Source organism: [Empedobacter] haloabium, from assembly GCA_008011715.2.
Classification (GTDB): Bacteria; Pseudomonadota; Gammaproteobacteria; order Burkholderiales; family Burkholderiaceae_D; genus Rugamonas; species Rugamonas haloabia.
On record CP136508.1, the window covers coordinates 3,063,038 to 3,075,349 of the forward strand.

Consider the following 12,312-nt stretch of genomic DNA (forward strand, 5'->3'; position numbering starts at 1 on the left):
ACCAAGAATGCGAAGCCCTCAAGAGACCGGCAGGCACTCGGACGCCAGTCCCGTCCGCTTGACTGGGATGGCTTCCGAACCGCCAGCGACATCGTGCCTGCCTGGCCACCCGCCTGCGCCAGTCGGCCAGTATTGCCTTCGTCCGCTTGTCCCATCCGGACCAGTGCGTCCGGCGTTGACACGAAGTCCTCCTGGCCGTATCGCGCCGACGGTTGCGTGCACGCATTGCAGGCGATTTCGCTCACCGCGCATGAGTCACGCGCGCCAATGGCCAGGATCATGTACGCCCGGTCTCGGCGCAGCATCATCCGCTGCGCGCACGCAAGACTTGTCAGTATGTCAAGTTGCCGACGACTGTCGACCATTGTCGAGTAGCCAGTCGCGAAACGCCACCAAGCGCGGCAGATTGCCGCATTCCGGACGGTAGACGACATAGTATGCGAGCGGCGAGGTCATCCTGAAGCTGGGCACCAGCCGGATCAGGCGCCCCGCCCTGACGTCGTCCTGCGCCATGACGCTCCGCGCCAGCGCGATACCGTGCCCGTCGATCGCGGCTTGCAGGACGGCCGCGGAATTATTGATCTTCATGCCGCGCTCGGCTGGAACGCCTGTCAGCCCGGCTGCTTCCAGCCACGCTTTCCATGACGGGAAGTCGCTGTCCTTGTCCATCGACAAATCGTGGATCAGCATCTGCCGTCCGATAGCCTGGGCAGTGCCGAATGGGCCGTGTGCGCTCAGTAATTTGGGCGAGCAGACCGGGTAAATTTCTTCGTCCATCAGCTTCACGGCCGTCAAACCGGGCCAGGCGCCCTTTCCATACCGTACGCCGATATCGATGCCATGCACAACGAAGTCGACAGGCCGAAGGTTGGTGTCCAGACGAACGTCGGTCTCCGGGCACACTGCCTGGAAGCTTTCGATTCGTGGCAGCAGCCACTTTGCGGCAAACGCCGGGCTCACGGCAACGGTGAGTACGCCGCTCGTCGATGCCTCCCTCAGCTTTTCAAGGCCCAGCACGATTCTGTCGAACCCGGCGCGTATGTCTGGCAAGGCCCGCTCCGCAATGGCCGTCGGGACCAGCCGATTCGTGCCACTACTGCCGCGGTGAAAAAGCGGGGTTCCGAGCCACCCCTCGAGTGAGCGGACGAGTTGCCCGACCGCCGCAGGCGTCACATTCAACTCCTTGGCCGCAGCGGAAAAACTCTGGTGACGGGCACTGGCCTCAAAAGCACGGAGCGCGTTCATCTGTACGGGTGACTTCATGGCGGGAAAGTTTTTCTTTCAATGACTGACACTTTATATGGTTTGTCCGCCGTTGGAAACTGGCAGATACTGCCGTCAGTTGCTTGACTGCACGTGAGTGCGGCAAGCAAATACGACAGCGAAGAGGAAATGAAATCTATCAGCGTCGGGTGCCTGGAGCACCAGCGTTTCCTCTTCGTATCTCAATCTCGCCATACTGGCGTCAACTATGAGGCAGCAAATTGAGCAACGAATTCAACGGTAAAAAACTCCTGGTCATCGGTGGCACGAGCGGCATGGGCATGCAAACTGCGCGTCAGGTTCTCGCTGCCGGCGGCAGGGTCGTTATTGTCGGTAACCGTCAGGAAAAGACGGGAGCAGCGCGCAAAGACCTGGCCGCCATCGGTCACGTCGAGTCCATCACCGCGGATCTGACGAGCGAGGCCGGCCTGGCAGCACTGCTGAAAGAAATCGACGCGAATCATCGTGACGTCGACCTGCTGGTCAACGCCGCAGGCGTCTTCTTCCCGAAGCCGTTCCTGGAACATCAGGACGCTGACTACGACCAGTACATGGCACTGAACAAGTCGGTTTTCTTCATTACGCAGAGGGTCGCTGCCAACCTGGTCGCCGCGGAGCGCCCTGGTGCGATCGTCAACATCGGTTCGATGTGGGCCAAGCAGGCGATCGCGGCTACCCCTTCGTCGGCGTATTCGATGGCCAAGGCCGGCCTGCATTCGCTGACCCAGCATCTCGCCATGGAGCTGGCCGACAAACAGATCCGCGTCAATGCCGTCTCCCCTGCCGTGGTCGCGACGCCGATCTACGAAGGCTTCATTCCGAAGGAGGACGTGCACGACGCACTGCAAGGCTTTAACGGCTTCCATCCAATCGGGCGCGTCGGCACCCCGCAAGATGTGGCTGAGGCTGTGGTTTTCCTGCTCTCGGACAAAGCCTCGTGGGTAACCGGCGCGGTATGGGATGTGGATGGCGGCGTGATGGCCGGCCGCAACTAAAACAACGCGACGAACGAATCAGCAACAGAACACGAAGGAACTGATTATGATGCAAGACTGGAACGGTTACCGCGATGCGCTGCTTGTACGCGTGCGCGACTTCGCCAAACAGACGCCCGATGTCATCCGCGGCCTGGCCACGATCGAACATGCGGCTGTCAAGACCGGGCACCTGGAGCCCAAAGTCCATGAGCTGATTGCGCTAGCGGTGGCCGTTACGACGCGGTGCGACGGTTGTATTTCCGTGCATACCCAAAAAGCCGTGGAGCACGGTGCCACCATCGGCGAGATTTCCGAGGCGCTGGGTGTTGCCGTCGCCCTGAACGCGGGCGCAGTGTTGACGTACTCGGCGCGTGTCATCGAGGCGCATGCCCAGCTCGTCAATTCTTAAACTAGCGGAAGCACTGGCTGCCAACGCTCGCCAGTGCGCTCCGCTCCAGGAGGGTCAATGCTCGTCAATGCAGATTTCACACAACCCGTCATCGTCAAGCCGGGGGAGTATCAATGGCGCGCCTCACCATCGGCGGGCGTCGAGCGCGTCATGCTCGATCGCAGCGGCGCCGAAGTGGCGAGAGCGACGAGCATTGTGCGCTACGCACCTGGCTCCACCTTTCCCGCTCATCGTCACCCGGGCGGCGAGGAAATCCTGGTCCTGTCCGGCACGTTCTCGGCGGATGACGAGCATTTCCCCGCCGGCTGGTATCTGCGCAACCCGCCGGGCTCCACGCACCGGCCGGCAAGTGCCGCCGGCACCACGATTTTCGTCAAGCTGATGCAGATGGCGGCGACGGAAACACAGCCAGTTCGCATCGATACCAACGATCCAGAAAACTGGTTTCCGATACCCGATGGACAAACCTGTCCCCTGTTCACCGATGGTGCGGAGGACGTGCGTCTGGTGCGCCTCGTGCCTGGCGTACGTGTTTTTGCCGGGCCCATCCATGGCGCTGAGATATTGCTTCTTGCCGGTACATTGACCGCCGCTGACCAGGAGTACAGTCCCGGCACCTGGATACGCCTGCCCTCGGGCGAATACGCTGCACTGGTGGCCGGGGAACACGGCGTCGAGTGCTATGTGAAGACCGGTACGCCTCAAGCCATGAACTGGAGCGAATGATCAACAACTGGATATGTCAGCGCACCGCAGGCGATGCGCCTGGAAGGCGCCATGCATGCCTTGATCGACGCCCTGCGTCGAGGCGTCAACCCCTCACGCATTGTCACCGGTCAGAGCCGTTCTGAAGCGAAGATGGCCTGTCCGGGAAGGCCCATTCCGTTGCGCAACACGGCTGCTAGACGAGCGCGTGCATCAGCCTTGTCACGTTACCTGCCTGGGCCCCATCGGCGCGTTCTTTCAGGTAGCGCTCGGTGAGCTGCTCCGGGCGGATGTTGGTGACGGTCCGGTAGCCGCGCTGCCGCATTCGCTCTTCGAGTCGCACCGGGTCGAAGAATGTCTTCAGCGGCTCGCCGTCTTCCGCCAGTTTTGCGCCAAGCATTTCCAGGCCCATCCTTTCCAGCGGCGCCAGCAAGGATGGCTCGACAATATAGTCGAACACGACCGCGCTGCCGGGCGCGCAACCCGACACGAAGTCCAGGGTCCTGAACACTGCCGCATCTTCCAGATAAGGCGTCACGCCAAGCCAGGAAAAGAACGCAGGCGCCTCCCGGTCGAAGCCTGCATGCGCCAATCCGGCGTCCAGCTGGTCTTGTTCGAAGTCGGCCGTTACGTAGCGCACCGTTTCCGGCGCTTCGATGCCGGCCACGCGCAGCGCATCGCGCTTGGCTCGCTGGGCGCCAGGCAGGTCGACCTCGAAGATCCGGCTGCCGACGTCCGGCTGCCGGTAGGCCCAGGTATCCAGACCAGCGCCCAGCAGCACGTGCTGGCGTACACCACGCTGCCATGCGCCGGCCCACTCGTCTTCGGCAAGCCGGCTGCGCACCGCCAGCGCGGTGCGCAGTGCCTTGCTCAGCGGATCAGCAGCTTGAGCTTGCATTCGCAATACTTCCGCGCGCCCTGCTTCGCCCAGGATCCGCAATGCGAGGGGATCGTCGAAAATGCGTGGCTCATCCATCAGTTGATGCAGGGCCCGCAGGGCCGCGACCGCAAACGTGCTGTTTTTCGTCATTGTCAATGTACTCTCCGAAGTTTGTCATGAACTAACCGGGAGCCAGGCTAAAGCCTGACGCAGGGAGAGGGTCAAGCAATGAGGCCCACTGCCCAGCTGCCGCCCTACGCCGCGATTCGATGCTATAATTCGATAATCGTCAAAATATCGAACTTATATGGAACCCACCGCCGCCGTCAAAGCCCTGGCCGCCCTCGCCCACGAGTCGCGCCTGGCCACGTTCCGCTTGTTGGTCCAGGCCGGCCCGTCCGGCCTGGCCGCCAGCAGGATCGCCGAGGCGTTGGGGATACCTGCCTCGTCGCTGTCGTTCCACTTGAAGGAGCTCAGCCACGCCGGCCTGGTGACTTCGCGCCAGGACGGCCGCTATCTGTTCTATGCAGCGCAGTACGACGCGATGAACGCCCTGCTCGGTTTTCTTACCGAGAATTGCTGCGGTGGCGCGCCCTGCTCCGTCGCCGAGCCAACCGATGCGGCGGGTTGCGGCTGCTGAGACCGGCCCACACGCATCCTGATATGCATCCCACCATGCCCAACATCGCTATCCGCCCAGCCATCGCAGCCGATGCCGCGCGCATCTGTGCCATCTATAACCCCTATGTCGAGGCAAGCACGATCACGTTCGAGGAGGCGCCCGTCAGCGCGGCCGAAATGGCCGGCCGGATCGACGCCGTCCATGCCGACGGCTTGCCGTGGCTGGTCCTGTGCCGCGACGGTGAGGTGATCGGTTATGCCTATGCCACCAGATGGCGCGCGCGGCCCGCGTACCGCTACGCGGTGGAGAGCACCGTTTATCTTGCCGAAGGCGCGGCGGGCACCGGCCACGGCGAGCGCCTGTACCGGCATCTGCTCGACGCGCTGGGCGCACTGGGCTTGCACACCGTGATCGGCGGTATCGCCCAGCCGAACGTGCGCAGCGTGGCACTGCACGAGCGCCTGGGCTTTACCAAGGTGGCGCACTTCGCCGAGGTGGGCTTCAAGCTCGGCCGCTGGGTCGACGTCGCCTACTGGCAACTCGTGCTGCCTGCCGGTCCCACCCACTGATCATTTCTTACCCAAGGCTCGCCATGAACGTACTGTTTCTCTGCACCGGAAATTCCTGCCGCTCGCTGATCAGCGAGGCGCTCTTCAACCACCTGGCGCCGGCCGGCTGGCGCGCCATCAGCGCCGGCAGCCAGCCGACCGGCAAGCTCAACGAGCGAGCGCTCGCGCTGCTGGCCGCCAAGGGCATCCCGACCGCCGGCTATTACAGTAAATCCTGGGCCGATCTGCCCGTCACGCCGGACATCGTCGTCACCGTCTGTGCCAGTGCCGCCGGCGAGACGTGCCCGGCCTACCTCGGTCCGGTGCTGCGCACGCATTGGGGCGTGGACGATCCCAGCCACGTGGCCGGCACCGACGAGCAGGTGAGCGCCGCGTTCGAACGGGCCTATGCGATCCTGCGTGCCCGCATCGAGGCATTCCTGGCCCTGCCGCTCGACACACTGAAAACGGAACGCACCGCCCTCAAGGCTGAGCTCGACCGCATCGGCCATCTCGAACCCTGATCCTTCCCGGCCCGGCCGCTGCCGCGCGTCCGGCGCCACCCAGACTGAAAGACTGTCGTGCTTACCGCTTTCCTCATTTTCCTGGGCACGCTCGTGCTCGTCATCTGGCAACCGCGCGGCCTGGGCATCGGCTGGAGCGCCGCGGCCGGCGCCGCCGTCGCCCTGCTTGCCGGCGTCATCCATATCAGCGACATCCCGACGGTGTGGCACATCGTCTGGAACGCCACCGGGGCGTTCGTGGCCATCATCGTCATCAGCCTGCTGCTGGACAAGGCCGGACTGTTCGAGTGGAGCGCGCTGCACGTGGCGCGCTGGGGCGGTGGCAACGGCCGGCGCCTGTTCGTGCTGCTGGTGCTGCTCGGCGCCGCGGTGGCGGCACTGTTCGCCAACGACGGCGCGGCGCTGATCCTGACGCCGATCGTCATCGCGATGCTGCGCGCGCTACGCTTCACGCCGCGGGCGACGCTTGCGTTCGTGATGGCCGCGGGGTTCATCGCCGACACCGCCAGCCTGCCGCTGGTGGTGTCCAACCTGGTCAATATCGTCTCGGCCGACTACTTCGGCATCGGCTTTGCCCGCTACGCCGCCGTGATGGTTCCGGTCAACCTGGTCGCCGTGGCCGCGACGCTGGGCGCGCTGGTCTGGTACTTCCGCAACGATATTCCTGACGCCTACGATCTTGCCCAGCTGGGGCGTCCCGATGACGCCATCCACGACCGCGCGACCTTCCGCGCCGGCTGGTGGGTGCTCGCGCTGCTGCTGATCGGCTTCTTCTGGCTGGACGATGCCGGCATCCCGATCAGTGCCGTGGCCGCGGCCGGCGCCGTGCTGCTGCTGGCGGTGGCGGCGCGCGGCCACCGCATCTCGACACGCGAGGTGCTGCGCGGCGCGCCCTGGCAAGTCGTCGTGTTCTCGCTGGGCATGTACCTGGTCGTCTACGGCCTGCGCAACGCCGGCCTGACCGGCTATCTGACGGCCATGCTGGATCGTTGCGCCGGCTACGGCGTCTGGGGCGCCGCCCTCGGCACCGGCTTCATCACGGCGATCCTGTCCTCGATCATGAACAATATGCCGACCGTCCTGGTGGGCGCGCTGGCGATCGATGCCACGTCCGCCCAGGGTGTCGTGCGCGAAGCGATGATCTACGCGAACGTCATCGGTGCCGACCTGGGACCGAAGATCACCCCGATCGGCAGCCTGGCCACCTTGTTGTGGCTGCATGTGCTGGCGGCCAGGGACATTCGCATCACGTGGGGCCAATACTTCCGCATCGGCATCGTCCTGACGCTGCCGATTCTTCTCGTCACGCTGGGCGCCCTTGCCCTGCGCCTCAGCTAAGAAAAGGCAAACCAATGGACAAGATCCCGAACCTGCCCAACATCAGGCCCGAGCTGCTGGACCGCCCGACGGTGGAGCAGCTGCGCCCGGCGCGCGAATTCGACCATCCGCCCCGTATCCTGCTGCTGTACGGATCGCTGCGCGAACGCTCCTTCAGCCGCTTCCTGACGTTCGAGGCGGCGCGCATCCTCGAGCACTTCGGCGCCGAGGTCAGGATCTTCGATCCGACGGAACTGCCGATGGTGGGCAGCGTGCCCGACACCCATCCGAAGGTGGTCGAACTGCGCGAGCTCTGCCTGTGGTCCGAAGGCCAGGTCTGGTGCAGCCCCGAGCGCCACGGTGCCGTCACCGCCGTCATGAAGAACCAGATCGACTGGATCCCGCTGGAGCAAGGTGCCGTGCGCCCAAGCCAGGGTCGGACACTGGCGGTCATGCAGGTCTGCGGCGGCTCGCAATCGTTCAACGTGGTCAATACGCTGCGCCTGCTGGGCCGCTGGATGCGCATGTTCACGATCCCGAACCAGTCGTCGGTGCCGATGGCCTACAAGGAGTTCGACGACGAGGGGCGCATGCGGCCGTCCGCCTATTACGACCGGGTGGTCGACGTGATGGAGGAATTGTTCAAGATGACGCTGCTGATGCGCGGCCGGGTCGATTACCTGACCGATCGCTACAGCGAGCGCAACGAGCGGGCCGTGAAGTCGATCGACCGGCAACTGCGGCAGCTGTAGAGATTAACGGCCGGCCCAGGCGTTGGTGATGATTGGTGAGAATCCGGGCATTGTTTCCCTGATACAATGTCCGCTTCTCAATATTCAATACGGTAAGGCAATGACCTCTTCCCCCCTGTTCCGACGTTTCTCCGTTGTCGCCATGCTGGCGGCCGCCACCATGCTGACCGGCTGCGCCACTGCCTATGTCGACACCATGACCAAGGAAGTCGCGGTTGCCGACTACAAGAAGCCAGCGCAAATCAAGCCGGTGACGGTGTCGTTCGAATTCCAGACGAAGGGCGCGCCCAACAGCCGCGCGACGGAGTTCCTGAAGACGCAGGTCGTCGAGCAGGTCGTCGGCAGCGGCCTGTTCAAGGATGCCGGCGGCGCGGCCGATGCGGGCAAGCTGCAGGTCGTCCTGAACAATGTGGCGGTCGACGGTCAGAACCCCGCCGCCGCGGGCTTTGTCACCGGCCTGACCTTTGGCGCGGTGGGCAGCACGGTGACCGACGGCTACGTCTGCACGATCTCCTACCTGCCGCCCGGCCAGAGCCAGCCGGTGCAGGTGGCGGCACGGCATGCGATCCACACCACGGTGGGCGCGTCCGGTGCGCCGGCAAACGCCGAGAAATCGCCGAACATGGAAACGGCCGTGCGCAAGATGACCCGCGACGTGGTCAGCACCGCCCTGCGTGACCTGTCCAACGCCCCAGCCTTCAACTAAGGAGCCGGCGATGCAGCGTTTCATGCGTTTGCTGGCCATGGCCGGCGTCCTGCTCGCAGCCACCCAGCTGGTCGGTTGTGCCTCGACCATGATGGGGCAACCGGCCGCGTCGATGGACAATACCGTCAAGCTGCGCGACGGCGCCGCCGCGATGGCCCCTGCGGCCGTCGGCACCTTCATGCTGGAACCCGGCAAGTCCGCCGGCCTGGACCAGTCCGTCAGCGTGCGGGGTGCGAATACCTTGACCTCGCCGATCGGCAACTCGTTTGCCCAGTACCTGGGGGAGACGCTGCGCGTCGAGCTGGAGGCGGCCCAGCTGCTGGATCAGAAGTCGTCGACCCGCATCACGGGCACCCTGCTGGACTCGGCTCTGGATGCGGGCATGAGCACCGGCACGGGACGTCTGCAGGCACGTTTCGTCGTGAAGCAGGCCGAGGCCGTCAAGTATGACCGCACCCTGACGGTGGATGCGCAATGGGAATCGTCGTTCATGGCCGTCGTCGCCGTGCCCGCCGCGATGCAGAACTACCAGCTGATGTACCGCAAGCTGGTCGGCCAGCTGTTCGACGACCCGGCGTTCCGCAAGGCGCTGGCGAAGTAATCCAGCAAGCCCGGCAACGCCGGGCTTTTTCTTTAGCCGGCAAAAACACGCGGGTGGCACGAACCCTCCATGCCGGGTATCATTGCGGCGCGGGCCGGCAATCGTGCCGCCCGCGCACCCGACCGAACCCACCCATGCGCCGCTGGCTCCTCATCCTGCTGATGCTGATCTACCCGTTCCAGGTGACCCTGGCGATGGCGGATGGCTGCTGCCTGGCGACGCCGGCCGGCATCACGCACCATGCGGACGACGATGGCGGCGCCAGCGTGCAGCCAGTCCTCAGCGTCGACGACGGCGCGGGCGCGGCCGGCGATCCGCATTGTCCGGCTTGCGTGTTCGCTCACAGCAGCTGCATCCCGCACCAAACCACCCTCTATCCTTCCGCGCCCGAGCGGCTCGCGACGGCGCCGCTGGCCGACCTGTCGCCCGCATCGCTGCTGGCCGGCCGCCCCGAGCGGCCCCAGTGGAACGCCGCCCGGCGTGCCCACTGATACGCGCGGCCCCGCCGCGCCAGTACCTCCGCACGCCTGATCCGTCCATTCGTTAATCAGACATCAGGAGTCAGCATGACCATCCCGTCCGGACGCTGCGTCGTCCTGGCCGCGGTATCGGCGTTGGCACTGCGTTGCGGCCCCGCCGCGGCGCAGGCGACGCCTGCCGCCCAGCCCCCGTTGACATTGCAGGCCGCCATCGCGCTGGCCACGATGCACCACCCGGCATTGCGCGCCGCCGCGCACGACGCGGCCGCCAATACGGCCGCCATCGAGCAGGCCCGCCAGTTGCCCAATCCCGAACTGTCGTACCTGCGCGAAGGGCGCGACCCCGGCAGCCGTACCACCACCATTCAACTGAGCCAGCCGATCGAACTGGGTGGCAAGCGCCAGGCGCGCGTCGCGCTGGCCCAGGCCGGCCTGGACGTCGCGCTCGGCGAGCGCCGGCTGCGCCAGCAGGGGCTGCGCGCCGACGTCATCGCCGCCTACTTCGACACCCTGGTCGCGCAGGAGCGCGCGGCATTGGCGCGGGAGGCGGCGGCATTGGCCGAGCGCAGCGCCGACGTGGTAGCGCGCCGCGTGGCGGCCGGCAAGGCCTCGCCGGTGGACGCCGCGCGCGCCCGCCTGGTGCCGGCCGACGCGCGCATCGAACGCGATCGCGCGGCCACCGCGCTGGCCATCGCACGCCAGCGCCTGGAGTTCCTGGTCGGCACGCCGTTGGCCGCGCGCCCGCTGGCAAGCGTCGATACCGAGCCCCCACCCGTCGTGGCGGCGGACGCCGACCATGCGCCGGCGGTGCGCCGCGCCGGCAGCGAACTGGCGCTGCAGCGGGCCCGCGCCGACGTCGAGCGCGCCGCGCGCATGCCAGACCTGACGCTGACGGTAGGCAGCCAGCGCGACGACCAGCTGGCGCGCCGCCAGGCCGTGGTCGGCGTGGCGATCCCGCTGCCGCTGTTCAACCGCAACGGCGGCAACGTGGCGGCGGCACGCGAACGCGCCGCCCAGGCCCAGGCGCAGCTGGAAGCGGCCAGGCTGGAAGCGGCCATGGCGCTGGGCGCCGCGCAATTACGCCAGGCCCAGGCGCGCGCCGAGGCGGCGCTGCTGGCGCAAACCGTGGTGCCGGATGCGCGCAGCGTGTACGAGTCCGCGCTGAAGGGCTTCGAGTACGGCAAGTTCGCCTTCCTCGACGTGCTGGACGCGCAGCGCACGCTGCTGCAAGCCCGCACGCGCCACCTGCAGGCCTTGCAGGAAGCCTGGGCCGCCCGCGCCGAACTCGAACAATTCGCCGGCGACGGCAAGGAGCAGCCATGACCCGGACCCAGAAACGCCTGATCGCGCTGATGTGCGTGATCGCGGCCGCGCTCGCGCTTGCCCTGTGGTGGCGTACACCCGCCGGCACCGAGCCGGAAGGCCATGCCGGGCACGCCGACTCGCACGGTCACGACGACCGCCATCCCGAGGCGCCGCTCGCCGAGGCGGACGACGACAGCAGCATTGCGATGACACAGGCCCAGGTGCGCGCCAACGGCATCGGCATCGACACGGCGCGCCCGGCCGCCATCCAGGAACGGCTGCACCTGCCGGCCCAGGTCAAGGTCGATGGCGAACGCACGGTCGCCGTGGCGGCGCCGGCGGCCGGAATCGTGCAATCCGTGCTCGTATCGCCCGGCAGCGCCGTGCGCAAGGGCGAGCCGCTGCTGGTGCTGCGCAGTCCGGAAGTGGCGCAATGGCGTGCCGACGCGGCCAGCGCACGACAGCGCATGCTGCTGGCGCAATCGGTGCATGAACGCGAACGCAAGCTGTGGCAAGAGCAGATCTCGGCACGGCAGGACCTGGAAGCGGCCGAGACGGCGCTGCGCGAGGCGCGCATCGTCTATCAGGCGGCACGCCAGCGGCTGGCGGCGCTGGGCATTGCCGATGGCGACGAGCAGCTGGCGACGGTAACGCTGCGCGCCCCGCTGGCGGGCGTCGTGATCGAACGGCCGGCGGTCGCCGGCCAGGCGATCGACGGCAGCACGGCGCTGCTGACGATCGCCGACCTGTCGCGCGTGTGGATCGAGGCCGCGGTGGCGTCGGCCGACCTGGCCCAGGTGGCGCCAGGCATGCCCGCCACGGTCACGGCGGCGGCGTTGCCGGGCGAGGTGGCGGGCAGCGTCTCGTACGTCGGCCCGGTGCTGGGCGAGGCGACGCGCATGGCGACCGCACGCGTGGCCTTGCCGAATCCGGGGTTGCGGCTGCGGCCCGGCATGCTGGCCACCGTCGACCTGCTGGGCCAGCCCCTGCAAGCGCCGGTCACGGTCGCCAACGATGCGATCCAGACGATCCACGAGCGCACCGTGGTGTTCGAGCGCACGCCGGCGGGCTTTCGCGCCACGCCGGTACAGGTGGGCCGCTCGGACGGCAAGCGCAGCGAGATCGTCAAGGGGCTGCCGGCCGGCGCCCGCATTGCCGCCGCCGGCAGCTATCTCCTCAAGGCCGACCTCGGGAAGTCCGAGGCCGAGCATGACCACTGAGGGG

General features: G+C 66.5%; 15 protein-coding genes. 13 read left to right on the plus strand and 2 right to left on the minus strand.

All coding sequences use genetic code 11. The features are described 5' to 3' along the window. Positions 1 to 339: 339 nt before the first annotated feature. A complete protein-coding gene (gene gcvA, locus E7V67_013415; protein WUR16056.1) occupies positions 340 to 1,263 on the minus strand; it encodes a transcriptional regulator GcvA in 924 nt (307 codons plus the stop codon). Between the two features lie 221 nt (positions 1,264 to 1,484). On the opposite strand from gcvA, the gene E7V67_013420 reads away from it, so the two are divergent. The 3 genes from E7V67_013420 to E7V67_013430 are packed head-to-tail and all read left to right on the plus strand — an operon-like array spanning position 1,485 to position 3,375. After that, positions 1,485 to 2,258 carry an SDR family oxidoreductase gene (locus E7V67_013420; GenBank protein ID WUR16057.1) on the plus strand — a complete coding sequence of 258 codons (774 nt, stop codon included), beginning with the start codon at positions 1,485 to 1,487 and terminating at the stop codon, positions 2,256 to 2,258. Positions 2,259 to 2,304: 46 nt separating this feature from the next. Next, entirely contained in the window at positions 2,305 to 2,649 is a 345-nt protein-coding gene (locus E7V67_013425; GenBank protein WUR16058.1) for a carboxymuconolactone decarboxylase family protein, read from the plus strand. 57 nt (positions 2,650 to 2,706) lie between these two features. Continuing rightward, positions 2,707 to 3,375 carry a cupin domain-containing protein gene (locus E7V67_013430; protein WUR16059.1) on the plus strand — a complete coding sequence of 223 codons (669 nt, stop codon included), beginning with the start codon at positions 2,707 to 2,709 and terminating at the stop codon, positions 3,373 to 3,375. 175 nt (positions 3,376 to 3,550) lie between these two features. On the opposite strand, the gene E7V67_013435 is transcribed toward E7V67_013430, so the two are convergent. Continuing rightward, a complete protein-coding gene (locus E7V67_013435; protein WUR16060.1) occupies positions 3,551 to 4,384 on the minus strand; it encodes an SAM-dependent methyltransferase in 834 nt (277 codons plus the stop codon). Between the two features lie 157 nt (positions 4,385 to 4,541). Here E7V67_013435 and E7V67_013440 point away from each other — a divergent pair, with 157 nt between their 5' ends. From E7V67_013440 to E7V67_013485, 10 genes are all read left to right on the plus strand, one after another. Next, on the plus strand, positions 4,542 to 4,874 hold the full coding sequence (locus E7V67_013440) for a metalloregulator ArsR/SmtB family transcription factor (GenBank protein WUR16061.1): 333 nt from the start codon (positions 4,542 to 4,544) through the stop codon (positions 4,872 to 4,874). Positions 4,875 to 4,909: 35 nt separating this feature from the next. After that, complete coding sequence (locus E7V67_013445) at positions 4,910 to 5,425, plus strand: arsinothricin resistance N-acetyltransferase ArsN1 family B (protein WUR16062.1); 516 nt, start codon at positions 4,910 to 4,912, stop codon at positions 5,423 to 5,425. A 23-nt stretch (positions 5,426 to 5,448) separates the two neighbouring features. Beyond that, complete coding sequence (locus E7V67_013450; protein WUR16063.1) at positions 5,449 to 5,928, plus strand: arsenate reductase ArsC; 480 nt, start codon at positions 5,449 to 5,451, stop codon at positions 5,926 to 5,928. A 57-nt stretch (positions 5,929 to 5,985) separates the two neighbouring features. Continuing rightward, positions 5,986 to 7,266: an arsenic transporter gene (locus E7V67_013455; protein ID WUR16064.1), complete on the plus strand. Its 1,281-nt coding sequence runs from the start codon at positions 5,986 to 5,988 to the stop codon at positions 7,264 to 7,266. A gap of 14 nt (positions 7,267 to 7,280) precedes the next feature. Beyond that, entirely contained in the window at positions 7,281 to 7,997 is a 717-nt protein-coding gene (gene arsH / locus E7V67_013460; GenBank protein WUR16065.1) for an arsenical resistance protein ArsH, read from the plus strand. Between the two features lie 100 nt (positions 7,998 to 8,097). Further along, positions 8,098 to 8,703, plus strand: coding sequence for a hypothetical protein (locus tag E7V67_013465; GenBank protein WUR16066.1), 606 nt, complete (start codon positions 8,098 to 8,100; stop codon positions 8,701 to 8,703). A gap of 10 nt (positions 8,704 to 8,713) precedes the next feature. Further along, on the plus strand, positions 8,714 to 9,304 hold the full coding sequence (locus tag E7V67_013470) for a hypothetical protein (protein ID WUR16067.1): 591 nt from the start codon (positions 8,714 to 8,716) through the stop codon (positions 9,302 to 9,304). 134 nt (positions 9,305 to 9,438) lie between these two features. After that, entirely contained in the window at positions 9,439 to 9,795 is a 357-nt protein-coding gene (locus E7V67_013475) for a hypothetical protein (protein ID WUR16068.1), read from the plus strand. Between the two features lie 75 nt (positions 9,796 to 9,870). Beyond that, positions 9,871 to 11,106 (plus strand): TolC family protein, encoded by a 1,236-nt coding sequence (locus E7V67_013480; protein ID WUR16069.1) that lies wholly within the window; start codon positions 9,871 to 9,873, stop codon positions 11,104 to 11,106. After that, the gene (locus tag E7V67_013485; GenBank protein WUR16070.1) at positions 11,103 to 12,308 is read left to right on the plus strand and encodes an efflux RND transporter periplasmic adaptor subunit; all 1,206 of its coding nucleotides are present in this window, start codon (positions 11,103 to 11,105) and stop codon (positions 12,306 to 12,308) included. Before E7V67_013480 ends, E7V67_013485 begins: the two co-directional genes overlap by 4 nt. Positions 12,309 to 12,312: the final 4 nt, after the last annotated feature.

Excerpts from the sequence above, each read along its gene's own strand:
- gcvA (WUR16056.1), bottom strand. The coding sequence starts at position 1,263 with ATGAAGTCACCCGTACAGATGAACGCGCTCCGTGCTTTTGAGGCCAGT.
- E7V67_013425 (WUR16058.1), top strand. The coding sequence starts at position 2,305 with ATGATGCAAGACTGGAACGGTTACCGCGATGCGCTGCTTGTACGCGTG.
- E7V67_013430 (WUR16059.1), top strand. The coding sequence starts at position 2,707 with ATGCTCGTCAATGCAGATTTCACACAACCCGTCATCGTCAAGCCGGGG.
- E7V67_013435 (WUR16060.1), bottom strand. The coding sequence starts at position 4,384 with ATGACGAAAAACAGCACGTTTGCGGTCGCGGCCCTGCGGGCCCTGCAT.
- E7V67_013440 (WUR16061.1), top strand. The coding sequence starts at position 4,542 with ATGGAACCCACCGCCGCCGTCAAAGCCCTGGCCGCCCTCGCCCACGAG.
- E7V67_013445 (WUR16062.1), top strand. The coding sequence starts at position 4,910 with ATGCCCAACATCGCTATCCGCCCAGCCATCGCAGCCGATGCCGCGCGC.
- E7V67_013450 (WUR16063.1), top strand. The coding sequence starts at position 5,449 with ATGAACGTACTGTTTCTCTGCACCGGAAATTCCTGCCGCTCGCTGATC.
- arsH (WUR16065.1), top strand. The coding sequence starts at position 7,281 with ATGGACAAGATCCCGAACCTGCCCAACATCAGGCCCGAGCTGCTGGAC.
- E7V67_013465 (WUR16066.1), top strand. The coding sequence starts at position 8,098 with ATGACCTCTTCCCCCCTGTTCCGACGTTTCTCCGTTGTCGCCATGCTG.
- E7V67_013470 (WUR16067.1), top strand. The coding sequence starts at position 8,714 with ATGCAGCGTTTCATGCGTTTGCTGGCCATGGCCGGCGTCCTGCTCGCA.
- E7V67_013475 (WUR16068.1), top strand. The coding sequence starts at position 9,439 with ATGCGCCGCTGGCTCCTCATCCTGCTGATGCTGATCTACCCGTTCCAG.
- E7V67_013480 (WUR16069.1), top strand. The coding sequence starts at position 9,871 with ATGACCATCCCGTCCGGACGCTGCGTCGTCCTGGCCGCGGTATCGGCG.
- E7V67_013485 (WUR16070.1), top strand. The coding sequence starts at position 11,103 with ATGACCCGGACCCAGAAACGCCTGATCGCGCTGATGTGCGTGATCGCG.